The organism is Mycobacterium marseillense (assembly GCF_010731675.1).
Taxonomy (GTDB): Bacteria; Actinomycetota; Actinomycetes; order Mycobacteriales; family Mycobacteriaceae; genus Mycobacterium; species Mycobacterium marseillense.
Window position 1 is genome coordinate 359007 of record NZ_AP022584.1, and the last position, 24353, is coordinate 383359.

The window sequence follows — 24353 nt, forward strand, 5'->3', positions numbered from 1 at the left end:
CACCATGTCGCGAGTTCAACTGGCACTCAACGTCGACGACCTCGACGAGGCGATCGCGTTCTACACCAGGCTTTTTGGCGTCGACCCGGCCAAGGTCAAACCCGGATACGCCAACTTCGTCGTTGCCGACCCGCCGCTCAAACTGGTCTTGATGGAAAGCCGCGGCCACGGAGGCACCCTCAACCACCTCGGCGTCGAGGTCGACTCCAGCGAGGCCGTGCTTACCGAAAGCCACCGACTGACCGAGGCCGGTGTGCTCACCGACGAAGAGATCGACTCGACGTGTTGCTATGCCACCCAAGACAAGGTGTGGGTCAGCGGTCCCAGCGGTGAACGTTGGGAGATCTACAAGGTGAAGGCCGATTCCGAGACGTTCGGTCCCGCCGACGACTCGGAGCCCACCTGCTGCGCCTCGTAGCGGCGCTACGGCCAGGCCTCCCAGGCGATCATGCTGCGCAGCGGCCCGGCGAACACCGGCCGCACAGCCGTTGAGCGCCAACGCTCTTCGATGTGAGGAGCCAGCGCGTCGGTGGTGGCCAGCGGATCCTCGTCGAGGTAGATGACGCTGATGTACTGGTGGTCGGTTCGCCAGCCCCGGGGCAGGTGGCTCCATCCGGCACTGGACCCGAAGGTCCACGCCCCGGCCGTGCCCGGCGTCGCCAGCAGCGCCGGATAGTGCTCGGCGTGCAGCCATTGCAACCATTCGTCCGGTCGGCCGTCGGTGGGCTCCTCGACGATCAGCACGATGCCGCGGTGCGGCCGAAACGGCACCACCTCGGGCGAGATCAGTGCGTGCGGCGAGGACCGCCACTGCAGCAGACGCAAGCCGGCCACTTGCAGCGACGGCCGCACGACGGAGAAGCGGCCGTTGTCGCGCAACGCGCGGCCGAGGGTGACGAAGTCGTCGAAGGTCTCTTCGACGGGATCGGTGACCAAATAGTGCACCGCGTTGCCGATTTCGCCCAGGGGGCCGTGGGCGGCGAGGCGGTGCCCGGCGTAATCGCCGTCGGCGATCCACCGCAACCCGTGCACGATGCCGGGCAGCTGGTATTGCTCGGGCATGTGATCCAGCAGGTGCCAGTGCAGATAGCTGCCGTCGTCATCGGGCGGCGCCGCGGCCGTGAGACTGAAAATGCCTGCCTTGACGCGCATTAGGCGCCGCCCGTCGGGGGATGGAGTTCGGCGAGCGCCTGCAGGTTCTCCAGGTAATGCGGCAGCGAGGTGTGGCGGAACGCGGCGCTGACGATGGTCGCACCGTGCGCGGCCGTCTCACCCAGCAGGTCGCGGGTTTGTTCCGGTTGACCGATGGGGTCCAGCAGTGCGGGCGGGGGCAGGACGACGTCGAAGCCGGGTCCGAAGTCGAAGCGGCCCAGCCAGTCTCGCGCCTGGCGCAGGCCCACGTTGAAGGGTGCCCAACCGTCGGCCAGTGTGGCGGCTCGGCGCAGCGATCGCAGCGTTTGCCCCCCGATCCACAGGGGGACGCGGTCTTGGACCGCGCAGGGATCGACGACCATGCCGCCAAAGGAATAGAACTCCCCGTGGTATTCGGGTTCGGGCGCCGACAGGGCGGCGCGCAGGGCCCGCAGCGCGTCGTCGGCGCGGCGGCCGCGGTCGTCGAAGGGCGCGCCGAGGAGGTCGAACTCTTCCTTGAGGCTGCCGACGCCGACGCCCAGGATCAGCCTGCCGCCGCTGACCCGGTCCAGGGTGCCGTAGCGTTTGGCGATCTCGAGCGGGTGGTGGTAGCCGAGCACCAGCACGTTGGTGGCCAACCGAATTCGCCGGGTGCGCGCCGCCAGGTAGCCGAAGGTCGCCAGCGGATCCCAATAGCGGGTGCCGCGCCGGCCCGTTTCGGCGGCGGGGAGCGCGACGTGCTCGCTACAGGTCAGGTGGTGGTAGCCGAGCCGATCGGCGGCCTCGGCGATCTGCGCCAGGTCCTCGATGGTGGCGTCCTTCTCCCAGTCGCCGGCGCTCCGGGGAAACATCGTCACGACCGGGGTGGCCACCGACAGTTTGGCGTGACCGCTCATCCCTGCATGTACCCTCCGGCGTCGACCGGGATCGATTGGCCGGTGATGGTGCGGCTCTCGTCGCTGGCCAGAAACAACGCCAGGTTCGCGATGTCCTCCGGCGAAGAGATATCTCGCAGGGCAACGCCTTTGAGCTGCCTCGCGCGGACCGTTTCGGCGTCGACGCCCTGCTCGTCGGCGGTGCGTTGCACCCACTTGCGCCACAGGTCGGTGTCGATGGCCCCGGGCACGATGCAGTTGCACCGGATGCCGTGCGGGCCCACCTCGAGGGCGACGGCCTTGGTGAACGCCCGCAGCGACGCCTTGGCGGTGACGTAGTGCGTTTTGCGGACCATGCCGGAGTAACTCACGGTGGAGGAGAAGTTCAGGATGACGCCGCGGCGGCGCTGCAGCATCGACTGGTTGAGCACCTCGCGGGTGCACAGCATCGCTGCGGTGACGTCGATGGCGATGGTGTCGTTCCAGTTGTCCAGCGTCTGTTCCCAGATCCAGCGGTCCTGGCCGGGAGCGGCGGCGTTGTTGCACAGGATGTCGACCTGACCGAACTCGTCGACGGCTCGACTCACCATGGCGGCGACGTCGTTCTCGTCGGTCACGTCGGCGCGCATGTCGATGGCGCCGGGGCCGGCCGCCTGCGCGGCCTCGCGGACCAGCTCTTCGCGTCGCGCCGCCAGTAGCACCTTGGCGCCCTCGCGCACGAACAACGCGCCCAGCACGGGGCCCAGGCCGGTGCTGGCCCCGGTGATGATCGCGACCTTGCCGTCCAGCCGGCCGGTCATAACGTGGTCTTCCCAGGATGATTCATGCCGGGGTAGATTCTAACAGTGCTCGAATCTGGGCCCGTTGCGAGTCGGGGAGTGTCGCGATGACGGCCGCGGTGCGCCGCCGCTACGGCGAACTGGACCGCGCCCGCGTGGTGGCCTCGCTGCGTGACCTCGCCCGCCGCGTCGGCGTGCAGGGCGTGACGATGCGTGCGCTGGCGGCCGAGCTCGGCGCCGCGGTGCCCTCGGTGTACTACCACGTGCCGGGCAAACAGGCCGCCCTGGACCTGCTCGCCGAATCCGTGCTGGCCGATATCACGGTCGTCGAGACGGGGCCCTGGGACACCCGGCTGGCCGAGCTCTACTGCGCCGCCCGCGAAGTCATTTTGTCGGTGCCGGGCATTGCGGCCGTCCTGCAAACCGGTGGCGGCGGGGACTCAGCCCGCCGACTCGACAAGCTCAGCCGCTCGCTGCTCGCCGAGGCCGGCGTCACCAAACCGGTTGCGGCGGCGGCCCACTCGGTGCTGTACACCTACCTGCTGGGTTCGGTGAGCCTGCAGGAGACGCGGCCCGTCAGACGCGGCAAGCGTCAGGCCGCCAACCACTTTCGCGCGGGCCTCGAGGTGATCATCGCCGGGATCAAGGCCTCGCTTCAGGAAGGATCGGTGCCGTCGTGAGCGTCGCCAAACCCACACTGGTGAAATCCCTGGTCCCGCAGAACCTGGACACCGCGGCCGACCGCGACGCGGCCGCCGTACTGGACCCCGACACCTTCGTCGCCGGCGCCCCGTACGACGCGATGGCGAGGCTGCGCACCACCTCGCCGGTGCACCCGGTGCAGCTGCCCGGGCTGCCCAGGGCATGGCTGTTGACCAAACACGCCGACGTGCGCCTGGTCAGCCGCGACACCGACACCTTCAGCAGCAGCAAGGGCAACACACTGGTGGAGGCCGAGGCCGGGCCCGACTCGGCCATGCTGCCCGGCATCGATCCACCCCGCCACATCCACTTCCGCAAGCTGATCAACCAGGGCTTCACCGTCCGCAACGTCCAGCGGCTGGAACCGAAAATGCGGCAGGTGGCCCGCGACATCGTCGCCGCCATCACCGACAAGGGCGAATTCGACGCCGTGACAGACATTTCCGCCGAGATGTCCTTGCAGGTCATCGCCGATGTCCTCGGGGTTCCCGCCGAGGACCGCATGGACGTGTTCCGCTGGAGCAACGCCATCGGCAGCCTGGGCATCGAAGATCCCGATTACGCCCCCACACCCGAAGCCCTCGGCCAGGCCGCCGCCGAAATGTTCGCCTACTGCAACGAATTGGTCGAACATCGGCGCAAGCATGGCCTCACCGACGACATCTTGTCGGCACTGCTCGCCGCGGAGGTCGACGGCGAAAAGCTCAACGGCGACCAGCTCAACGAGTTCTTCCTGCTGCTGGCGATCGCCGGCAACGAAACGACCCGCAACACGCTGAGTCACGGCATCGTGGCGCTCGCCGCGCACCCCGAGCAACAGGCGCTGCTCGCCCGCGATCCCGCGGCCATCAAGCCCGCGGTCGAAGAGCTGTTGCGCTGGGCGACTCCGGTGATGCACTTCCGGCGCACCGTGACCCGCGACGTCGAGATCCGCGGGCAGCGGATCCCTTCCGGCGACTGGGTGCTGATGCACTACCTGTCCGCCAACCGCGACGAGGACGTCTTCGACCGCGCGGACCAGTTCGACGTCACCCGCCCCGACGCCGGTCATGCCGCGTTCGGCGGCGGGGGAGTGCACTTCTGCCTCGGCGCGCAACTGGCCCGGCTCGAGCTGCGCGTCATGCTCGAAGAGCTCTATTCGAGCGTGCCGGGCGTGGCCGTCACCGGGCCGCCCGACCGGCTGCGCTCGTCGTTCTTCCACGGCATCAAAAGGCTGCCCTGCACAACGTGATTCAGGCGCGTTCCACCGGGCGGGACGGATCCGAACTCCACTCCGACCACGACCCGGGATACAAGGCCGCGTCCCGGCCCATCGCGGCGAGGGCCGCGATCGTGACCGTCGCGGTGACACCCGAGCCGCAGTAGGCGGCCACCGTGTCGTGACGCGCGATCCCGCGATCGGACAGCAGTCGAGCAACGGCGTCGTCGTCGAGGAAGGTGCCATCGGCCGCCAGGACGGCGACGCTGGGTAGGTTCTTGGCGCCGGGGATGTGTCCCGCGGCGGCATCGAGGGGTTCCACGTCGCCGCGGTAGCGCTCCGGCGCTCGCGCATCGAGCAGCGGCACGGTGCCCTCGCCCGCCCGCTCGGCCGTCAGCGTCGGAAGGCGTCCGGCATACAAATCAGCATGCGGCACAACCACATTGCCGGTTGCCGGCTCGACGGGACCGGTCTCGAGGCCGTAGCCGGCCGAGCGCCACGCGGCCAAACCACCGTCGAGGATGCGGACGTTGTCCAGTCCGGCCGCGCTCAGCACCCACCAGGCGCGCGCGGAGCCGGCCCGATTCCAGTCGTCGTAGGCCACCACCAGCGCGTCCCGCCGGATTCCCCAGCGTCGCGCCGCGGCCTCCACGTCGCGTCCCGAGGGCAGGGGATGACGACCCCGGCCGGATACGGAGTGGTCGCTGAGTTCGTCCTCGAGCGAGACGTACACCGCGCCCGGAATATGCCCCTCCAGGTAAGTCGCGCGCCCGTCGGGTTCGTCGATCCGCCACCGCACGTCCAGGACGCTCACCGGATCGCCGGCCTCGATGACGCCGGCTAACTCGGCGGCGGTGATCAACACCTGATCGCGTGCTTGCAACTGGCCCCTCCTCGTTATCTGCATCGAGACTAGCCAGCCGGATGACGCGGTGTGAGGGGCTATGCGGTCCGTTCGGAAGCGCCGCCGGTAACGGCCGGCGCGCCCATCGACGCGAGCATGCCGGTTGCGGCGCGATGCCAGGTGAAGTCCTCGGCGCGGCGCCGCGCGGAAACGCGGCGCTGGCGTTCGGGCCGGCCGGCGATGGCGCTGACCGCTTTCGCGATGGCGGCCGGGTCGTTGTCGGCCGACGCGCCGCTGTCCGGCGTGACGATCTCGGTCAGCGCCGAGGTGCGCGAGACCACGGCCGGTGTGCCGCACGCCAGCGATTCCAGGGCGGCGAGCCCGAAGGTCTCGTGCGGCCCCGGGGCCAGCGTCACGTCGGCCGAGGCCAGCAGTTGCGCCACCACGTCGCGATCGGAGATGAAACCGGTGAAGTCGACCGGTAGCCGCGCGGCCTGGCGCTGCAGCCGGGCCCGCAGCGGGCCCTCGCCCACGACCACGAGCCGGGCGTCGACGCCGGCGTGGCACAACGCGCCGAGCGCGTCGATGCTGCGGTCGACGCGCTTTTCCACCGACAGCCGGCCGCAGTGGACGAGCAGCATCTGCGATGGCGCCGCCCAGCGGCCGCGCACCAAAGGCGAGTGGCGGCGCGGATGGAATGTCTGCAAATCCACGCCCAGCGGGACGGTGACGGTGTTGCCGGCACCGATCCGGTCGAACTCCTCGCGGGCGAAACCGGTGGTGCACACCACGGTGTCGTAGTTCGCGGCGGTGCGTGCGTTGGCCAGGTCGGCGAACTTGCGCGCGGCCCGGCGCGGAAGAACCTGACCCACAAGGCGATCCAGGCGCTCGTGGGAGATCATCAGCGTCGTAGCGCCGTGCTCGCGTCCCCACCGCCCGAGCGATCGCAGCGTGAGCCGGTCTGACACCTCGAGCGCGTCGGGCCGCAACGCCGCCAGGAGGGCCTTGACGGGTCCCGGCATGACCGCACGGTAGCCGCCGGTGCGGGGAATCAGTCTGGCGGGCAGCGTGATTCGCACCACTCCGGTGTACAGCTGGACGCGCTCGGTGCGCTGTCCGGGGACGATCAGGAAGACCTCGTGACCGCTGGCGCAGTATTCGGCGCCCAGCCGGTCGATCGCGGTGCGAAGGCCGCCGGAGCGAGGGCCGTAGAAATTGGCGACCTGTACAACGCGCATAACGCGAGGACACGCGGTGCGCGTGTGCACTCATCAATGCCGAGCCGACGCGGGCCTGAACAGTCTGTGAATTTCGCTTGCGGGCGGGGCTATCCGTGCGCCGGCGGCCCGAACCAGCGGTTCAACGCCGCGTGCAGGGCCTCTTCGTGCGTGGGCCCGAATTCGTCGGTCGCCCATGCTACGTAGCCGTCCGGCCGGATCAGCAGAGCCGCGGCGGGTCGCTCGGTGGCGGTAGCGGCGACGACGTCGACCCGATCGACCCAACCTTGTGCCGCGTTCGCGACGACGCCGCCGCCGAGGTCGAGCAGGACCGGGCGGCCGGCATGGAGGACTTCGGCCACTCGTCGGCCGTCATCGAGGGTCAGGTCGGGCACGAGGTGGCCCGACAGCGGGTGGTCGTCGCCCACGTCGTATCGCACGTCGGAGCCGGCGAGAAGCGCCGCCATGTGGCGTTGTGCGTCCGAGAAGGTGAAGAGCTCGCCCAACAGCGTTCGCAGCGCGGCGACTTCGGGTCCCGGTGCCATGAGCGCGATCTGGGCCAGCGAGTGCATCATGACGCGCTGGCCGACCGGATGGCGCTCGGACTGGTACGTGTCGAGCAGTCCGGCCGGTGCCGTGCCGTGGATCTCGGCGGCCAGTTTCCAGCCCAGGTTCATGGTGTCCTGCAGCCCCAGGTTCAGGCCCGGCCCGCCCATCGCGCTGTGCACGTGCGCGGCGTCGCCGAGCAGCAGGACCCGGCCGTCGCGGTAGCGTTCGGCGTGCCGGGTGTTCTGCCCGTTGATGCGCCGAAGGGCGTGCGGCCCCTGGCCTTTCGGTTCTTCGAACGGAACGTCGGCGCCGAGTACGCGGCGCGCGCTCTCGCGCAACTCGGACAGACTCATCGGCACCTCGGCCGCCGGCGGGCCGAATTCGATGGTTCCGAGCATCGCGCGGCCCGGCTCGAACTCGGCATAGATCATCCCGCCGCGGTCAAAGCGGCTGTGCCCGAAGCGAAGCGGACCGAATCCGGGGACTTCGACGCTGGCGATGTCCGGGCGCCGGTACTGGTCAGGAATGTGCACGTGGGCCAGGCGAGCGACCATCGGTGAGGTGGCGCCGGGAAAGTCGATGCCCAGGGTCTTGCGCACCAGGCTGCGCCCACCGTCCGCGCCGACGGCGTAGCCGGCGGCGATGGCGTAGTCGCGTTCGGGTGACGACACCTGCAGCGCAACGGATTCCGCTCCCGGTGCGATCGCGACGAGCTCGTGGCCCCAGCGCACATCGACGCCGAGGTCGCGGGCCCGCTTCTCGAGCAGCCGCACGAGCCGGGGCTGGGGCATGAGCATCGCATACATCGGGTTGTCGTGGCCCTCGGCGAAGATCAGCGGCATGGCCGCGAACATCCATCCCGGGCTGGGCTGTGGCGGCCCCTCGTCGCCGGTGAAGTCCCGATACAGGCCGCGCATGTCGAGCATCCGAACGACTTGCCCGACAAGGCCGTTGGCCTTCGGCTCGGAGCTGGGACCGGGCAGGGTGTCCAGCACGACGGGCCTGACGCCGGCCAGCGCCAGCTCGCAGGCCAGCATCAGCCCGTTGGGGCCCGCACCGGCGATGACGACCTGTGCGTGTTCGTCAGCCATGAGCTGCCTTCTTTCTGGTGGGTTCCGGTAGCCCCGCCTCGACGGCGGCAAAGCCCGAGCGGATCAGCGTGGTGATCGCGACCGGGGGATCGGCCCACGCATAGGCGTCCGCCGCGGCGTCGCCGACGGCCCGCACGACGGCCATGACCAAGCGTGGGTACAGGTCATGCTCCGGGTCGGTGCCGGTGCGCTCGGCGATCACCTGGAGGAACTCGTCGAAAAGGTTCTGGGGCACCGAGTTCCGAACCTGTGGCTGCATGAGCAGCTTGCGCACCTCGACGAGTTCCTGGCGGCTGGGCGCCCGGTTCTCCTCGCCGTAGACGTCGCCGAAATCGTCTTCCAGGGGCTCCAGCACGGCGTTTGTGATCGCCGTCCACAGTGGCTCGTCGGCGGGACGCCCCCGCAGCAATGCGATGCTGCGGCGCAGGCGTTCGGCTTGCCGGTAGGCCAGCGCCTCGTATTTGCCGCCGAAGTAGTTGGTGAACGTGCGCAGTGACACGCCCGCCATGGTGGCGACGTCTTCACGCGTCACGTTGTCCAGCCCGCGCTCGAAAGCCAGACGCAGCGCGGCGTCGCTGAGGGCGCGCCGGGTGTCCGCCTTTTTGCGCTCGCGCAGTCCGCTCATGAGTGACACCGTACGCAAAACGTGCCCGATAGGCAATATTGCCTATCGGGCAATTTATGTTGGGTGTGCGCTGAGGGCTTTCAGAGTGAAGCCACGGCGGCGACGCGCCGAGAAAGCCCGCCCAGGTTTCACTCGCAGCGCCCAGGATTCACACTCGACGCGAGAAGGCCCGCAGAAGCCGAGAGCCCTAGCGCGCGCCCCAATCCCACCGCGGCGTCGTGATCAGGGTCTGGCCCGCGATGCGCGTCTCGCCCCAGTCCTTATACAGCTCGATCTCGAGGGCGCCGTCGGAGTCGTCGCTCATCGGCGCCGCGTCCAGGAAGTCCAGCAGCGCGCGCGAATGCGTGACGACCACCACCTGGGTCTTGGCGGCGGTGGTGCGGATCAGCGACGCCAGCGGCGCCACCAGGTCCAGGTGCAGCGAGGTCTCGGGCTCGTTGAGCACCATCAGCGAGGGCGGTTGCGGGCTCAACAGAGCCGCGGCCCACAGCAGGAAACGCAGTGTGCCATCGGATAACTCGGCCGCGCGCAACGCCCGCAGCATGCCGCGCTGCCGCAGCTGAAGGTCGAACAGCCCGTCGTGGATGGCCACCGAGAGGGTGGCGCCGTCGAACGCCTCGGCGACGGCGCGACTCAGGTCATCGAACCCCGCTTCCAGGATCGTCTGGATCGCGGCGGCGAGGTCGCTGCCGTCATCGGCGAGCACCGGGGTGCGGGTGCCGACCTGCGGGTGCCGGGCGGGCGCCCCGTCGTCGACGCGGAAGCCGTCGTAGAACCGCCACCCGCGCAGGCGGTCTCGCACGGCGGCGAGCTCGGGAAGCGCGTGCGGGTGGGCGTATTCGGCCAGCACGCTGTGATACGAGGGCAGCGCTCGGGACAGCTCGTCGAAACCGTTGCCGTCCTCCGCGCTGGCCTCGGCGAACACCCGCGAGCGGCGCACCAGCGTCGTGCTGGGCCGCAGCACCGGGCCGGCGAACAACAGCTCCCGCTTGATCTCCGGATCGCGGGCGAACACCGACTTCCCGGCGGACTGTGGGATGCCCAGGTCCACCAGATAGCCGAAATCGTCTGCAGCGAAGCCCATTTCGAGGGATACCGGCCGGGTGCGCACGGTGCCTTCCGTCTTGCCGGTGCGTCGCGCCCCGGCCACCTGCTCGGGGCCGGCCCACAGCACCGATTGCAGCCCGCCCTCGCGGGCGAGCGACCCGATCACCTCGCCGCGCCCACAGTCGGCCAGCAGCCGCAGCGCGCGGTACAGCGACGACTTGCCGGATCCGTTGGCGCCGGTGATCACCGACAGCCGGCCCAGCGGCAGGATCACCTCGCGCAGCGAGCGATACCCGCGGATCGCGACGGTCTGCAGCATGGGGCCGACTGTACGGTCGGCCACCGACGGGCCCTATTCCTCCTCGTCGCCGTCGTCGATTGCGGCGGCGATCAGTTGCACTTCCTCGAGATCCATCTCGTTCTGCAACTCGCGCAACACGATGTCGTCGATGAGATTCTGGTTGCGCAGCGCGGTGATTTCCCGGCGCTTGTGCTCGAGCACGCCCAGGCGCACCTGGCGGACCTTCTCGCGGCCCTTGAGGATGCGGTGGTCCGTCGAGCCGTCCTCGGTGGCCAACACCAGCGCGGCCTTTTCCTCGTATTCGGTTTGCAGCCGGCGGCGCAGGTCGTCGCTGATGCCGACTTCGTCGGCGACCGCGGGCAGGGCGGCGAGGGCGGCCTGGGACCCCCGGCAGCGGGCCAATCGCAGCTCCTCGGCGTGGGTGGCGTCCTCGGGCATTTTCGCCCACCGGACCACGGCCGGCAGGGTGCTGCCCTGGATCAGGACGGTCACCAAAATGACGACCGTCACGATGAAGATCAGCAGGCTGCGGTCCGGGAACGGCGCGCCGCTGAGCGTGGTCATCGGCACGGCGACGGCGGCGGCCAGCGAGACGGCCCCACGGAATCCCGCCCAGACGGTGACGAAGCGCTGGCGCCAGTTGACCCGACGCTCGCGTTGGACCTGGCGTCGGTCGATCAGCCGGATCAGCAGCGTCGTGATCTCACCCCAGAAGATGCGCGACACGATCACCACCGCGGTGACCACCAGCGCGACGAACAGCGCGTGGCGAATGCCGCCGTCGACGCCGGCGATGCCGCGCAGCGCGCCCGGGATCTGGACCCCGACGAACACCCATAGCGAGCCGTTGAGCAGGAACGTCGCGATGTCCCAGAAGGCCGAGGACTGCAGCCGCGAGCGGGCCCGGATCACCACGGGTCCGGCATAGGCCAGCACGAGCGCCGACACCATCACCGCGACCACCCCGCTGCACTCCATCGATTGCGCGAGCAAGAAGGCGGCGAACGGCGTCACCAGGCTCAGCGCCCCCTCCTCCTGGGGTGCGTCGATTCGCTTGCGCAGCAGCGTCACCGCGCCGCCGACGAGCAGCCCCGCGGCGATGCCGCCGAGGTAGGAGCCGATGAACCGCGCGGTCACCTCGGGTGGGCTGATCGCGGCCCCGCCGATCGCGACGTGGACGCTGACGGCGAACAACACCAGGGCGGTGCCGTCGTTGATGAGACTCTCAGCCTTCAGCACGGTCAGCGCCCGGCGCGGGAGCTTCTTCGCGAGACCGGCCACCGCCGCCGCGTCGGTGGGCGACAGCACCGCACCGAGCACGCCCGCCGCGTGCGGATTCATGCCCAGCGCCCGCGCCGTCCACGACACCGCCACCGCGGTCGCGATCACCAGCGCGACGCTGAGGAACACGATGATGCGGGCGTTGGCCCGGATCTCGCGGAAGCTGGTGTTCAGGCCCTCCCAGTACAGGATCGCGGGGAGGAACAGCAGCAACACGACCTCGCCGTTGACCCGCACATGACCGAAGTGGGGGACCAGACCCAGCAGCACGCCCATCAAGATGAGCAGGACCGGGGGACCCACGCGATAGCGCCGGCCGATGACCGTGCCCACGATGACGGTGGAGACCAGAGCGACGATCAGTTCGAGGCCAAACACCAGCCCATCCTGCCCGACCCGCCCGGTTTGCGCGCCGTGGTCCCTCGGCGCCTATCTTCGGTCTGGATCAGACCTATTAGGCTCCGGAGCGGACTTGAAGGGGGATCTGGTGAAGGTGAGGCTGCTGGCAACAGTCGCCGTGCTCATGCTGTCGTCGGTGGTGGGCTGCCACTTTGCGTCCCGGAATCCGCCGTCGACCAAGACCCTCCAGGTCCCCATGACCGAAGTGCTGACGCAGAGCGAGATCACCCAGAGCATCACGTTGGACGTCGGCAACACGTTGGTCGTGGAGTTGGGTTCGAACTACACCACGCCGTACCGGTGGACGCCGGACACCAAGATCCGCGACTCGGCGATCGTCAGGCAGCTCAGTCACGAGTTCGTGCCGCCGTCCTCCGACGCGCTGGGGGCGCCGGGCACCGAGACGTGGACGTTCGCGGCCATGCGCCCGGGGATCACCACCATCGAGGCCACCTACAACAGCTTTGTGGAAAAAGACGCCAAGCCGGGGTGCGTCTACACCCTGACCGTGACCGTGCGGTAAGTCGTTGCGGCGATAGCGGTTACGCGACGGCGACCTGGCGTTGGCGTGTGTAGATTTCGGCGAGGAATTGCTCGACGGCCACCGCGGTGTGCGCGGCGCGGACCGAGCCGAAGATATCGAAAGCGTGTTGGGTGAAGGGCAATTCGGCGTAGAGCACCGGCTGCGTGCTCTTCTGGCGCAGCTTTTCGACGAACGTGCGCGCCTGCTCGACGTAGGCCAGCGAGTCGTTGCGCCCGTGCAGGACGAAGAACGGCGGCGCGTCGGCGGAGACGTGGTTGACCGGTGACGCGGCCTCGAACGTCTGCCGGTGGGTCGCAGGCTTTTGTTTGATGATCGACTTGATCAGCAGCCCCGGCATCATCGGATGCAGCGTCTTGTCGAAGCGGGTGAAGTCGTAGATGCCGTAGAACGGCACGGCCGCCTGCACGCGGGTGTCGACGTCCTCGAACCCCGGCTGGAATTGCGGGTCGTTGGCGGTGAGCGCGGCCAGCGACGACAGGTGGCCGCCGGCCGAACCGCCGGTGATGGCGATGAAGTCGGGGTCGCCACCGTACTCGGCGATGTGTTGTTTGACCCAGGCCAGGGCGCGCTTGACGTCGACGATGTGGTCGGGCCAGGTGTTGCGCGGGCTGTGCCGGTAGTTGATCGCCACGCAGATCCAGCCGAGTTCGGCGAGGTGGCTCATCAACGGATGCGCTTGTCCACGTTTGTTTCCCGTCGTCCACGCGCCGCCGGGGATCTGGAACAACACGGGCGCCTTGCCCGCCGGATCGAGGTCGGGGCGCCGCCAGATGTCCAGGTGGTTGGCGCCGCCGAATTCGCCGTAGCTGATGTCGGCGTCGTGGGCGTAGTCGCGGTAGATCCGCAGCATCCGGAGCAGTCCCGGCGTCTTGGCGGTGCCGCTGCCGGCCGGGCGACGCCACAGGCTGGCCGACTCCGTGAGCCGATCGGCTCCCAGCCCGTCGTCCAACGCCTCGGTCAGCGGCACGTTGGCGCGATGGCCGGCGCGGGACAGGTTCAGCAGGCCGAGCGCCGAGAGGCCGGCGACGAGCCACGCCGCGATGCGCACGGGCCGCGCCAGGCGGCGTGCCGTCAGGGCCAGGCCGCCGAGCTGGCTGAGCAACGTCTGCAGCGGCAACTCGGTGACGGCGAGCCCGACCATCCACGAGTACAGCGACGGGTAGCCGCCGCGCGCGAGCGGGCGGTAGGCGTTGAGCGTGGACGCCGCGCTCACCGCGGTGACCGCCAGGGACCCGATTTGGCGGGTGAGGTGGATGATTCGAGCTGTCCGCATTGCCTCACCTTACGAAACGGGTGAGGGGCTCTGGTTTTTGATAGCGCCGGTGCTAGCGGATTTGGGACGGTCACATTGGTCCGGAGAGGGGCGCTCCCGCGGATGGCCCGGCGCTCCAGACGCGGTTCGGCCCGGCGCCCCCGCGAGCGCCTCGCTCCAGGTGGGGATGAGTGGCTCGCGAAAACGCTAGCGCCCGTGCTACCAACCCGGCGTGAACCACTACACCTACCGCGTCGCCTGGTCGCATCACTACGACCGATACGACGCCTCGTGTCTCGAATTGCCGTTCATGCGGCGTGACGGGCGCACGGCACCGGAGGCGATGGTTGAGATCGAGGAGGCCGTCGACCGGCACATCCAGGCCATGGTGGCGTGCGGTGAAACGCCACCGATCCCGATGGCGGATCGCCACTACAGCGGCACGATCGTCGTCCGAACATCTCCCGAGCTGCACAGCCGTCTGGCCGTGGAAGCTGCCGAACAGGGAGTGTCGATGAACCAGTGGGTCGTGCAGCAACTGGCCGGCCGGCGACCCAGCGACACCTTCGGCCTGTCCGGATGGGATTAGCGGGGCGCTAGGACGCCTCGGCCCTGCTCTCGAGGCTCTTCACCGGGGCGGGGTCGTTCTCGGTCAGCCCGACCTTCGCCGCCCCACCGGGCGAGCCCAGCTCGGTGAAGAAGTCGGCATTGATCTGCAGGTATCCGCTGTGCTCGTCGGGCAGGTCGTCCTCGTAGAAGATGGACTCGACCGGGCACACCGGCTCGCAGGCGCCGCAGTCCACGCACTCGTCGGGGTGGATGTAGAGCATCCGGGCACCCTCGTAGATGCAGTCGACGGGGCATTCCTCGATGCATGCCTTGTCTTTGATGTCGACGCACGGTTCGGCGATCACGTAGGCCACGAATGTTGTCCTTCCGTCTGGCTAGCGGGGTCAGCCGGCTGCGGGGCCGCAGCAACTCGGTCAGGCTGGCTAATTTAGCGCGGCGCCATCCGCGCGGCTCACCGGCCCTTTCGGGCGGCAATATCCCCATGCTTCCGGTCCGGGTGGAGCGTGAGTAGAGGTTTGGCGTTGTGGTGTCACAAGCTATAGTTGTGGTCACACGATTTGATTGTGAGCTGTCGACCATGCCACTCAGCCCTCGGCTGCCCGAACTGGCCTCGTTCGAGGCGTTTTTGGCGATCGCCGAGACCGGCAGCCTCGGCCGCGCCGCGCGCGAACTGGGGCTGACCCAACAGGCGATCTCGCGGCGCCTGGCCACCATGGAGGCCCAGATCGGCGTCACCCTGGCCGTCCGCACCACGCGCGGCTCGCAACTGACGCCCGCGGGCCTGATCGTCGCGGACTGGGCGACCCGCCTGCTCGACGTCGCCCAGGAGATCGACGCCGGGCTCGGCTCGCTGCGCAAGGAAGGCCGCGAGCGCATCCGGGTGTCGGCCAGCCAGACGGTCTCCGAACAACTCATGCCCCACTGGCTGCTGTCGCTGCAGGCTGACGCCGCGCGGCGCGGCGAGACCGCGCCGCAAGTCATACTGACCGCCACCAACAGCGACCACGCGATCGCCTCGGTGCGCGACGGCTCCGCCGACCTCGGTTTCGTCGAAAACCCCGGCACGCCAAAGGGTTTGGGTAGCTGCGTGGTGGGGGAGGACGAGTTGGTGATCGTCGTCCCGCCCGACCACAAGTGGGCGCGACCGTCGCGGATCGTGACCGCGCGTGAACTCGCGCAGACGCCGTTGGTGTCCCGCGAACTCCATTCCGGCATCCGCGATTCGCTGGCGGCGGCGCTGCGCCAGGTGCTCGGCGAGGACATGCAACAGGCGCCGCCTGTGCTGGAGTTGACGTCGGCGGCGGCGATGCGCGCCGCCGTCCTGGCGGGCGCGGGACCGGCGACCATGAGCCGGCTGGCGGTCGCCGATGACCTGGCGGTCGGACGCCTGCACGCGGTCCACATCCCAAAGCTGGACCTGCGCCGCAAGTTTCGGGCGATCTGGGTCGGCGGGCGCACCCCGCCGGCCGGGGCGATCCGCGACCTGCTGAGTCACATCATCAGCCGCAAGACAGCGCAGGGCTAGCGTCGAGCGTCGAGTTGTGGTGGCGTTTTCGGGCGTTTGCCGCAACAAGTCGACGTTCGGCGGCCCGGGGCCCTACGCCGCGGCGTCGGCCGCCAGCGCCTCGTCGTAGCGGTCGAGCACGGTCTCGGCCACCAGCCGATGCGCGCCCAGCGGCTCGGCCATCTGAATGTCGTTGTCGCGGGCGAACGTTGACACGCCGTCGGTGATGAATCCCGGCGCCAAGAACCACGGCGCGATCACCAGCCGGCGCGCGCCGCGGCCGCGCAACTTCTCGGCGGCCCGGGCGACCGACGCCTCGGGCCGGGTCGCGAATGCCGTTGTGGCGCCGACCCATCGGGTGCCGGCGGCCAGCCGCGCCGCCACCTTCGCGGTGCGCGCGTTGGCGGCCAGGTTCGACGAGCCGATCGCGACCACCATCACCCCGAGATCGTCGTCGAGCGCGGACACCCCGACCTCGGTGAGACGCTCGCGCAGGACGGTGACCAGCCGGTCGTCCTCACCGAGCACGTCGGCCTGCCGGACGCCGTGGGCCCCGGCACGGGCGATCTGCTCGGGGATGTCGAGGCGCGCGTGATACGCGCTGGCCAGCAACAACGGCGCGACGACCGCGCGGCGGCAGTCGGGCAGCCCGGCCAGCACGTCGACGAAGTTCGGCGCGTTGAGCTCGAGGAACGCCAGCCGCACGTCGAGGTCCGGCCGCATCCGTGTCAGCCGGTCGGCCACGGCTTCGGCGTTGGCGCCCGACCGGGGGTCGCGGCTGCCGTGGGCGGTGAGGACGAGCGTGCTCACCGCAGGTCGTCCTCCTCGGCGCGCAGCGCCCAGGACGCGAAAGCCTCACCACTGTCGCGCTTTTCGAGGTATTTGCGGGTCACCCGGTCGATGTAGTCGCCCAGCTCGGCGCTGGTGACCTTGTGCTGGCGCAGCTTTCGGCCGAAGCCGCTCTGCTCGCCCAGGCCGCCGCCCAGGTGCACCTGGAAGCCCTCGACCGAAGTGCCGTCGCCGTTGTCGATCCACTGGCCCTTGAACCCGATGTCGGCGACCTGGATGCGGGCGCACGAGTTCGGGCAGCCGTTGAGGTGCACGCTGATCGGCGCGTCCAGCCGCGACTCGACATCGGACAGGCGCTGCTCGAGCTCGGGCACCAACGTCTGGGTGCGAACCCGGGTTTCGGCGAACGAGAGCTTGCAGTACTCGATTCCGGTGCACGCCATGGTGTTCTTGCGCCACGACGACGGCCGCGACGGCAGGCCCAGCGCGTCCAGGCCCGCGACCAGCTCGTCGACCTTGTCGTCGGCCACGTCGAGGATGACCAGCTTCTGGAACGGGGTCCACCGCGCCCGGTCCGAGCCGGCCTTCTCCATCAGGTCGGCCACGGCCGACAACATGCTGCCCGACACGCGCCCGGCGATCGGCGCGACGCCAACGGCGTTGAGGCCGTTCTTGATTCGCTGCACGCCGACGTGGTCGATGGTGTGCTTGACCGGCGTGGGCGCGGGGCCGTCGACCAGTCGTCGGTTGAGGTATTCCTCTTCGAGGACCTCACGGAACTTCTCGACGCCCCAGTCCTTGACCAGGAACTTCAGCCGGGCCTTGGCGCGCAGCCGCCGATAGCCGTAGTCGCGGAACAGCTGGGTGACGGCCTCCCAGACGTCGGGCACCTCGCTCAGCGGCACCCACACGCCGAGGCGCTGGGCCAGCATCGGGTTGGTCGACAGGCCGCCGCCCACCCACAGGTCCAGGCCGGGGCCGTGCTCGGGGTGCTCGACACCGACGAACGCGATGTCATGCGTCTCGTGCGAGACGTCCTGCAGGCCGGAGACCGCGGTCTTGTACTTGCGCGGCAGGTTGGCGTACTCGGGGTTGCCCAGCGAGCGGCGGACGATCTCGTCGATCGCGGCCGAGGGGTCGAGCACCTCGTCGAGCGAGTCGCCGGCGAGCGGCGATCCGTGGATGCCGCGCGGGCAGTCGCCGCAGGCCTCGGTGGTCTGCAGCCCGACGGAGTCGAGCCGGCGCCAGATCTCGGGGACGTCCTCGATCCGGATCCAGTGCAGTTGCAGGTTTTCGCGGTCGCTGATGTCGGCGGTGTCGCGGGCGAATTCGGTCGAAATCTGGCCCAGCGTGCGCATCGTGTGCGCGGTCATCGCCTTGCCGTCCGAGCGGACCCGCATCATGAAGTACTTGGCTTCGATCTTGTCGGTGTTCTCGTCACCGGTCCAGCTGCCGTCGTAGCCCTGCTCGCGCTGGGTGTACAGGCCCATCCAGCGGAACCGTCCACGCAGATCGGACTTGTCGATGCTGTCGAAACCCTGCTTGGAGTAGACGTTGATGATGCGGTCGCGGACGTTCAGCGGGCCGTCGTCGTTCTTAATCTTCTCGGTGTCGTTGAGGGGTTCGCGGTCTCCCAACGCCCACTGACCCTCATTGCGGGTCTTGACGGGACGTGCGGTGGTCATATGCATTCTCATTCCTGGCAGCGACGCGGATCGGGGCCGGTATGCGGCCGCCGGGCTGGCTGTCGGGCCTTGTTGGCTACCGGGCGTCGCGCTGATGTTGGTCTGTTGGCGCCCGTAGCTTCGTCATTGGACCCACGGGTCGCGATTTCCATGGTGCACCACTGACGGCGGCGTCAGTAGAGGTCATACGTTGTGAAGCCACAACCGCGCGTTGTGTGCGCTGCTTCACGACTTTGCCTTGGCGGCCAGAGGGATTGGCGGCGGCACCGCTCGGAGTCACAGTAGTGTGGCCGCTTATGAGCACCTCCGACGTCCACGACGTGATCATTATCGGTTCGGGTCCTGCTGGGTATACCGCGGCGTTGTATACGGCGCGGGCGCAGTTGGCGCCGGTGGTGTTTGAGGGGACGTCGTTTGGTGGGGCGTTGATGACGACGACTGAGGTGGAGAATTATCCGGGTTTTCGTGACGCGATCATGGGTCCGGAGTTGATGGATCAGATGCGTGAGCAGGCGCTGCGGTTTGGGGCTGATCTGCGGATGGAAGACGTCGAATCGGTGGCGTTGGACGGCCCAATCAAGTCGGTGACCACGGCTGAGGGTGAGACGCTGCGCGCGCGGGCGGTGATCTTGGCCATGGGGGCGGCGGCCCGGTATTTGGGGGTGCCGGGTGAGCAGGAGTTGTTGGGGCGTGGGGTGTCGTCGTGTGCGACCTGTGATGGGTTCTTTTTCAAGGATCAAGACATCGCGGTGATCGGGGGCGGGGATTCGGCGATGGAGGAGGCCACGTTTTTGACCCGGTTTGCCCGCAGCGTGACGTTGGTGCACCGTCGGGAGGAGTTTCGGGCCTCGCGGATCATGCTGGAACGGGCGAAGGCCAACGACAAGATCACCTTCCTGACCAATAAGGCGGTCGAGGCCGTGGAGGGTGTCGACACGGTGACGGGGTTGCGGTTGCGCGACACGGTGACCGGTAAAGAGTCGACGTTGGCGGTGAGCGGGGTGTTCGTGGCCATCGGGCATGACCCGCGTTCGGAGCTGGTGCGCGACGTGCTCGAGACCGACCCCGATGGCTATGTGCTGGTCCAGGGCCGCACCACCAGTACCTCGATCGAGGGGGTGTTCGCCGCCGGGGATCTAGTCGATCGCACCTACCGCCAAGCCGTCACCGCGGCCGGCAGCGGCTGTTCGGCCGCCATCGACGCCGAACGCTGGCTCGCCGACCACGAAGAAACCGACGTGGACGCCACCGTCACACCGGCTATAGGTCGACAGTCGTTGCGTAACTGAGGGTTTCAGACGGGAAGTTTGGCGGAAGTCGTTCTGCGGCCGCCGAGTTGGGCCGGCAGCCGGGCGTATCCATGCAAGTTGATCAGGCCCCGTCGCTGCGGGGGAGCGGTGAGGCGTAGATCGGGGAAACTCTCGAAAAGTGCGCGCAGCGCGGTCGCTCCCTCGATGCGGGCCAGCGCGGCACCGAGGCAGGCGTGGATGCCGGACGCGAACGCCAGGTGTTCGCGCGCATTGTGTCGGGTGATATCGAAAGTCGTTGGGTCGCTGAATACCTTGGGGTCGCGGTTGGCGCCGCCGAGGAACAGCCCGACCATGTCGCCGGCCCCGATGTGAGCGCCGGCGATCTCGACGTCACAACTCGGTGTGCGCGCGGTCATCTGCACCGGGCTGGCGAGCCGCAGGATCTCCTCGACGGCGGCCGGCCACAGGTCCGGATTGTCGTGCAGCAGCGCCAACTGCTCCGGGTGCTGCAGCAGCAGGACGATGCCGTTGCCGATCAGGTTCACCGTCGTTTCGAAGCCGGCGCCGACGATCAGGGCGGCGTTGGCGGTGAGTTCGCGGTCGGTCAGCGAGCCGTCGGCGGCCATGCGACCAAACGGATTGTCACTCTGCCGGTTCGCGCGCAGTCGGTGGAAGTGGTCCAACAGGTAGTCATCGGCGCCGCGCAGGCCGTCGATGGCGTCGCGGTAGGTCTTCCAGTCGATCCCGATATCCAACAGCGGGGAACCGCTGCGGCCCCACCCCAGCATGCGCGGATACGAATCCGGCGGCAGGCCAAGGATTTCGGCGATGATGGCGACCGGCAACTGGGTGGCGAAGTCGGCGATCAAATCCGGCTGCGGTGCGGCGGCGATGCGCTCGATCAACTCCATCGTCACCTCGGCGACCCGGGTGTCCAGCGAGTCGATGGCGCGCGGGGTGAAGCTTTGTGCCACCAATTGGCGATAGCGGGTGTGATCGGGCGGATTCACGATCACCATGGCCGGCGGCTCCACCGGGTTGGCCACGCCGGGATCGGTTCTGGCGATGAGCGCCTTCAGCGGGCGCGGCAACTCCATTTCGCTGGGCGCCGTGACGCCAAAGCGCTTGTCCCGCAGAATCTGTCGGCACACCCCATGGTCGACGCTGGCCCAGACGAACGGCGAGCGCACCACACGTCCGCGCGCCCGGATCGCCTCCATCAGCGCATAGCGGTCATCACCCGGCGTTCCGCTGCGGAGCAGTCGGCCCAGCGGGTCGCCGCGGCGGGCCTGAACGGCGAAGTACGCCCGCGGCACGCCGTGCATGGCCGCCCACCGGGCCCGGAGTCCGACACGCATAACGATCCCTCCCGAGGGGCCAATCTGAAATGCAACATGCGATACAATGAGACTCTCAATGTCTCACACGCTTCGATCGCTACGATACGACGGCCGCGACCCACGGGCAAGGAGGGATGGATGACCTCGACGCGAACGGCGGAGTTCGTGCGACGACTCACCGAGCCCGATCCCGCGGTCCTGGCCCAGGTCGACAACCCCGACGAGATCACCGCCCGCATCCTGGCCGCGACCATCGAGCAGGCCGAGCTCGTCGGAATGCGCCGCATCACCATGGAAGACGTCGCACGGCGCAGCGGCGTCGGGCGCGCCACCCTCTATCGCCGGTTCCCGACGAAGGCGGCGCTCATCGATGCCATCGTGCTGGCCGAGGCGCGCAGTTTCTTGGAGGGCGACGCGCAGGCCTGGGCGCAGGGCGCGACGCTCGAGGAGCGCATGGTCTCCAGCACGGTGTTTTCGGTGACGTTCATGCGCGAACACGCGCTGCTGAAAAAGCTGCTGCGCACCGAGCCCGAGACGATCCTGCCCAGCCTGACCATCGACGCGGGCGCCATCCTCGACTACGCGGCCGCGCACACCGTGGGGCTGCTGCGCGCCGAGCTCTACGGCACGTCGAAAACCACAGCGGCCCAAGAGCGTCACCTACGCACCGTCGCCGAACTGCACACCCGGCTGACGCTGTCGTTCATCGTCACCCCGCACACGAGCATCAACCTGGCCACCATCGAGGACACGCGCACCTACGTGCGCAACTACCTGATGCCGATGGTCACGGGGCCTCGTTAGTCGGGCGCGGTGGTCGACCACCGGCCCGCGACGGCACTCTTGTCTAATCCCGCGGCGTGAGGTGGGCGGTGACGATCGGCGTGACCCGCGCGATGAGTTCGTCCACCGAAGCGGACGCGATCGGCTCGACCTGCAGGACATGGCGCAAGTAGGCGATGCCCAGGAGTTGGCCCATGGCCAGATCGACGCGCAGTTCGGTGTCCGAGCCCGTCAGCAGCTTGGCCATCTGCGGGTACAGCTGGCCCTGAATGAACTGACGCACCAGGGCGGCCGACTCCGCGTGGGTGGCGGCACCCCGCAGGATCGCCAGTAGGGAAGCGCGCGAATCGGGCTGCTCCCATGCGGTGAAGAACACCCGCGTCAGGCGCGTACCGATTTCCTCGCGATCGCCGCCAGCGATGCGCGCGCTGATGTCGGCCGGATCGAACGGCCATCCCATGGTGGACCGGAATAGCTCGGCCTTGCTGCCGAAGTAGTGCCGGATCAGCGCCGGGTCGACGCCGGCGCCGGCGGCGATGTCGCGGACCGAGGTCTTGTCGTATCCCGAATTGGCGAACAGCCGTCGGGCGGTCGCCACGATGTCGTTCCGGGTGTCGGGGTTACCCGGGCGTCGTCCAATGGGGGGCACAATCCGGAAATTCTACAGTCGTTGACTTCCGGATGACGCAGCGTTAGCGTGGATTCATAAATTCCCCATGTGAGGAGTTAATGAGATGCCAGCACCGCGATGGGTTGCCCGGGCCAACAAGATCGGCCTCAACCGATTCACCAAGTACATCGCCCCGTGGGCCCCGGGATGGGCAGTCGTCGTCCATCGCGGGCGCAAATCGGGGCGCACCTTCCGCACCCCGCTGTGGGCCTTCCGCCGCCCCAACGGATTCGTGATCGCGCTGACGTACGGTCCCGACACCGATTGGGTGCGCAACGTCCTCGCCGCGGGCGGCTGCGAATTGCAGACCAGGCGGCGGCGCTACCAGCTCGGCGCCCCGGTCCTGTTCCGCGACGAGAACGCGACCGACATGCCCGCATTCATCCGGTTCATGCTGCGCCGGGTGATCAAGGCCCCGGAGTTCCTCCGGCTCGACATCGTGAGCCAATTGGCAACGGCGCGTTGATTACCCGTCGCCCGAAGCGAACACCACATCGGGGTTGAGGATGCCGGCCGGGTCGAAGCCGGCCTTGATGCGGCGCATCAGGTCCACCTTGACCGGGTCCTCGAGCTGCACAAAGTACGGGGTCTTGGCGCGGCCGAGGCCGTGCTCGCCGGAGATCGCGCCACCCAATTCCATTGCCAGCGCGAAGATGTCGGTCATCAACTTCTTTCGTGCCGCGGGGTCCGCGCAGAAGATGGCCAGGTGCACGTTGCCGTCGCCGGCGTGCCCGCAGCCCGCCGCGGCACCACCGGCCGCCGTCGCCAAATCGCGCGCGGCGGACAGGAACTTCGGCATCGCGCCGCGCGGCACGACGGCATCGATGAGGTCGTCGGCGTTGAGCGCCTTGAGCGTCCAGAACGCGTTCTCGCGCGCCTCGATCAGCTTGCGCGCCGCGCCGCCGTCGAGCACATAGGCGTCCTTCGCCCCTAGCTCGGCGAGCAGCTCACCCGTCGTCTCGACGTCCTCGTCCAGCCGGGTGGCGGTCCGGTTCTCCAGCGCCACAACGAGATAGGCCTGGCAGCTGTCGCGGACGGCGTCGGGAACGCCCAGCTCCAGGTTCTGGGTATGGACCAGCGCGGCCATCGTCACGCTGTCGATGTACTCCAGGATGTAGGGCGCCACGCCGCTGGCGAGGACCTTGGGCACCGCCTGCATGACCTGGTCGAAGTCGGCGAATGGGGCGAGCACGGTCGCGCTGTGGTCCAGGCGTGGGTGCAGCTTGACGATCACCTCGGTGGCCAGGGCCAGGGTGCCCTCGGAGCCGACGATGAGCTGGGTCAGGTCGTAGCCGGTGGAGACCTTGGCGATCTTGCCGCCGGTGCGGATGATCTCGCCGGTGGGCAGTGCGGCCTGCAGTCCGAGCACGTTGTGGCGGGCGACGCCGTACTTGACCGCGCGCATGCCGCCGGCGTTGGTGCCGACGTTGCCGCCGACGCTGGAGGACAGCTCACCGGGATGGACCATGTAGCGCAGCCCGGTGCCGGCCGTCGCGACGTCCAGTTCGGTGAGCGTCACGCCGGGTTGGACGACGGCGACCTGGTTGGTGACGTCGACCTCGAGCACGGCGTTCATGCGCTCGAAGGAGATCAGCAGCCCGTCGGGGCGGGGGATCGCCGCGCCCGACAGGCCGGTGCCCGAGCCGCGGGCCGTCACCGGCACGCGGTTTTCCGAGGCGAGTTTGAGCAGCTGCGCGACCTCGTCGGCGGTCGCGGGCTTGGCCAGGTACGCGGGTCGTTGCGCGGGTTTGGTCAGCACCTCGTCGTGCGCATAGTCTTCGGGTATGGCGTTGCCGGTGAGCACGTTGTGCTCGCCGACGATCGTCGAGAACTGCGTCGTCATGTCGGTCATCGAAGGCCCACCTTCTCCCGCATCGGACGGCACTCACTGTATCGGGGGACCGGCCGACGCACGGTAGCCGCGGGC

Annotated in this window: 25 protein-coding genes; 9 read left to right on the forward strand and 16 right to left on the reverse strand. The window is 68.7% G+C overall.

The features are described from left to right. The first annotated feature begins 4 nt into the window (after positions 1 to 4). Complete coding sequence (locus tag G6N26_RS01555) at positions 5 to 418, forward strand: ArsI/CadI family heavy metal resistance metalloenzyme (protein ID WP_067176366.1); 414 nt, start codon at positions 5 to 7, stop codon at positions 416 to 418. A 5-nt stretch (positions 419 to 423) separates the two neighbouring features. Here G6N26_RS01555 and G6N26_RS01560 read toward each other — a convergent pair whose 3' ends face one another. Genes G6N26_RS01560 through G6N26_RS01570 form a run of 3 tightly spaced genes read right to left on the reverse strand, consistent with a single transcriptional unit; the run spans position 424 to position 2806 of the window. Continuing rightward, complete coding sequence (locus tag G6N26_RS01560; RefSeq protein WP_083017694.1) at positions 424 to 1152, reverse strand: hypothetical protein; 729 nt, start codon at positions 1150 to 1152, stop codon at positions 424 to 426. Beyond that, entirely contained in the window at positions 1152 to 2027 is an 876-nt protein-coding gene (locus G6N26_RS01565) for an LLM class F420-dependent oxidoreductase (RefSeq protein WP_083017692.1), read from the reverse strand. The genes G6N26_RS01560 and G6N26_RS01565 overlap by 1 nt, the downstream gene beginning before the upstream one ends. Next, the gene (locus tag G6N26_RS01570) at positions 2024 to 2806 is read right to left on the reverse strand and encodes an SDR family NAD(P)-dependent oxidoreductase (RefSeq protein WP_083017690.1); all 783 of its coding nucleotides are present in this window, start codon (positions 2804 to 2806) and stop codon (positions 2024 to 2026) included. The genes G6N26_RS01565 and G6N26_RS01570 overlap by 4 nt, the downstream gene beginning before the upstream one ends. Positions 2807 to 2892: 86 nt before the next feature. Between G6N26_RS01570 and G6N26_RS01575 the strand changes: the two genes are divergently transcribed. Beyond that, complete coding sequence (locus G6N26_RS01575; protein WP_083017688.1) at positions 2893 to 3465, forward strand: TetR family transcriptional regulator; 573 nt, start codon at positions 2893 to 2895, stop codon at positions 3463 to 3465. Next, the gene (locus tag G6N26_RS01580; protein WP_083017686.1) at positions 3462 to 4718 is read left to right on the forward strand and encodes a cytochrome P450; all 1257 of its coding nucleotides are present in this window, start codon (positions 3462 to 3464) and stop codon (positions 4716 to 4718) included. The genes G6N26_RS01575 and G6N26_RS01580 overlap by 4 nt, the downstream gene beginning before the upstream one ends. A gap of 1 nt (position 4719) precedes the next feature. On the opposite strand, the gene G6N26_RS01585 is transcribed toward G6N26_RS01580, so the two are convergent. The 6 genes from G6N26_RS01585 to G6N26_RS01610 all read right to left on the reverse strand — a co-directional run bounded on the left by G6N26_RS01585 (position 4720) and on the right by G6N26_RS01610 (position 12018). Further along, entirely contained in the window at positions 4720 to 5568 is an 849-nt protein-coding gene (locus tag G6N26_RS01585) for a sulfurtransferase (protein WP_083017684.1), read from the reverse strand. A 59-nt stretch (positions 5569 to 5627) separates the two neighbouring features. Beyond that, a complete protein-coding gene (locus tag G6N26_RS01590; protein ID WP_083017682.1) occupies positions 5628 to 6767 on the reverse strand; it encodes a glycosyltransferase in 1140 nt (379 codons plus the stop codon). Positions 6768 to 6856: 89 nt separating this feature from the next. Continuing rightward, positions 6857 to 8386, reverse strand: a complete 1530-nt coding sequence (locus G6N26_RS01595) for an FAD-dependent monooxygenase (RefSeq protein WP_083017680.1) — start codon at positions 8384 to 8386, stop codon at positions 6857 to 6859. Beyond that, positions 8379 to 9011: a TetR/AcrR family transcriptional regulator gene (locus tag G6N26_RS01600; protein ID WP_067176331.1), complete on the reverse strand. Its 633-nt coding sequence runs from the start codon at positions 9009 to 9011 to the stop codon at positions 8379 to 8381. The genes G6N26_RS01595 and G6N26_RS01600 overlap by 8 nt, the downstream gene beginning before the upstream one ends. A 187-nt stretch (positions 9012 to 9198) precedes the next feature. Then, positions 9199 to 10377, reverse strand: coding sequence for an AAA family ATPase (locus G6N26_RS01605; RefSeq protein WP_083017678.1), 1179 nt, complete (start codon positions 10375 to 10377; stop codon positions 9199 to 9201). Positions 10378 to 10410: 33 nt separating this feature from the next. Beyond that, a complete protein-coding gene (locus G6N26_RS01610) occupies positions 10411 to 12018 on the reverse strand; it encodes a Na+/H+ antiporter (RefSeq protein WP_083017675.1) in 1608 nt (535 codons plus the stop codon). A 109-nt stretch (positions 12019 to 12127) separates the two neighbouring features. Between G6N26_RS01610 and G6N26_RS01615 the strand changes: the two genes are divergently transcribed. Further along, positions 12128 to 12562: a protease inhibitor I42 family protein gene (locus tag G6N26_RS01615; RefSeq protein ID WP_083017790.1), complete on the forward strand. Its 435-nt coding sequence runs from the start codon at positions 12128 to 12130 to the stop codon at positions 12560 to 12562. Positions 12563 to 12581: 19 nt separating this feature from the next. Here G6N26_RS01615 and G6N26_RS01620 read toward each other — a convergent pair whose 3' ends face one another. Continuing rightward, positions 12582 to 13856 (reverse strand): alpha/beta hydrolase, encoded by a 1275-nt coding sequence (locus G6N26_RS01620; RefSeq protein ID WP_083017673.1) that lies wholly within the window; start codon positions 13854 to 13856, stop codon positions 12582 to 12584. A 211-nt stretch (positions 13857 to 14067) separates the two neighbouring features. Between G6N26_RS01620 and G6N26_RS01625 the strand changes: the two genes are divergently transcribed. After that, positions 14068 to 14424: a type II toxin-antitoxin system HicB family antitoxin gene (locus tag G6N26_RS01625; protein ID WP_083017671.1), complete on the forward strand. Its 357-nt coding sequence runs from the start codon at positions 14068 to 14070 to the stop codon at positions 14422 to 14424. Between the two features lie 7 nt (positions 14425 to 14431). Here the strand turns inward: G6N26_RS01625 and fdxA are convergent, their stop codons facing one another. Next, positions 14432 to 14758 (reverse strand): ferredoxin, encoded by a 327-nt coding sequence (gene fdxA, locus G6N26_RS01630; protein WP_067176317.1) that lies wholly within the window; start codon positions 14756 to 14758, stop codon positions 14432 to 14434. Between the two features lie 224 nt (positions 14759 to 14982). Here fdxA and G6N26_RS01635 point away from each other — a divergent pair, with 224 nt between their 5' ends. Further along, positions 14983 to 15930, forward strand: coding sequence for a LysR family transcriptional regulator (locus tag G6N26_RS01635; RefSeq protein WP_083017670.1), 948 nt, complete (start codon positions 14983 to 14985; stop codon positions 15928 to 15930). 72 nt (positions 15931 to 16002) lie between these two features. Here the strand turns inward: G6N26_RS01635 and G6N26_RS01640 are convergent, their stop codons facing one another. Both G6N26_RS01640 and G6N26_RS01645 read right to left on the reverse strand, forming a co-directional pair. Beyond that, positions 16003 to 16719: a sirohydrochlorin chelatase gene (locus G6N26_RS01640; RefSeq protein WP_083017668.1), complete on the reverse strand. Its 717-nt coding sequence runs from the start codon at positions 16717 to 16719 to the stop codon at positions 16003 to 16005. After that, a complete protein-coding gene (locus tag G6N26_RS01645; protein WP_083017666.1) occupies positions 16716 to 18383 on the reverse strand; it encodes a nitrite/sulfite reductase in 1668 nt (555 codons plus the stop codon). The genes G6N26_RS01640 and G6N26_RS01645 overlap by 4 nt, the downstream gene beginning before the upstream one ends. Positions 18384 to 18679: 296 nt before the next feature. Between G6N26_RS01645 and trxB the strand changes: the two genes are divergently transcribed. Beyond that, entirely contained in the window at positions 18680 to 19672 is a 993-nt protein-coding gene (gene trxB / locus G6N26_RS01650) for a thioredoxin-disulfide reductase (protein WP_083017664.1), read from the forward strand. Between the two features lie 5 nt (positions 19673 to 19677). Here trxB and G6N26_RS01655 read toward each other — a convergent pair whose 3' ends face one another. Continuing rightward, positions 19678 to 20991, reverse strand: coding sequence for a cytochrome P450 (locus G6N26_RS01655; protein ID WP_169925519.1), 1314 nt, complete (start codon positions 20989 to 20991; stop codon positions 19678 to 19680). A gap of 120 nt (positions 20992 to 21111) precedes the next feature. On the opposite strand from G6N26_RS01655, the gene G6N26_RS01660 reads away from it, so the two are divergent. Beyond that, the gene (locus G6N26_RS01660; protein ID WP_083017660.1) at positions 21112 to 21777 is read left to right on the forward strand and encodes a TetR/AcrR family transcriptional regulator; all 666 of its coding nucleotides are present in this window, start codon (positions 21112 to 21114) and stop codon (positions 21775 to 21777) included. 43 nt (positions 21778 to 21820) lie between these two features. Here G6N26_RS01660 and G6N26_RS01665 read toward each other — a convergent pair whose 3' ends face one another. Continuing rightward, positions 21821 to 22405: a TetR/AcrR family transcriptional regulator gene (locus G6N26_RS01665; protein WP_083017658.1), complete on the reverse strand. Its 585-nt coding sequence runs from the start codon at positions 22403 to 22405 to the stop codon at positions 21821 to 21823. Between the two features lie 85 nt (positions 22406 to 22490). Here G6N26_RS01665 and G6N26_RS01670 point away from each other — a divergent pair, with 85 nt between their 5' ends. Continuing rightward, positions 22491 to 22892 (forward strand): nitroreductase family deazaflavin-dependent oxidoreductase, encoded by a 402-nt coding sequence (locus G6N26_RS01670; protein WP_083017657.1) that lies wholly within the window; start codon positions 22491 to 22493, stop codon positions 22890 to 22892. Here the strand turns inward: G6N26_RS01670 and G6N26_RS01675 are convergent, their stop codons facing one another. Further along, positions 22893 to 24278 (reverse strand): FAD-binding oxidoreductase, encoded by a 1386-nt coding sequence (locus tag G6N26_RS01675; RefSeq protein ID WP_083017655.1) that lies wholly within the window; start codon positions 24276 to 24278, stop codon positions 22893 to 22895. It lies immediately after the preceding gene. Positions 24279 to 24353 lie beyond the last annotated feature (75 nt).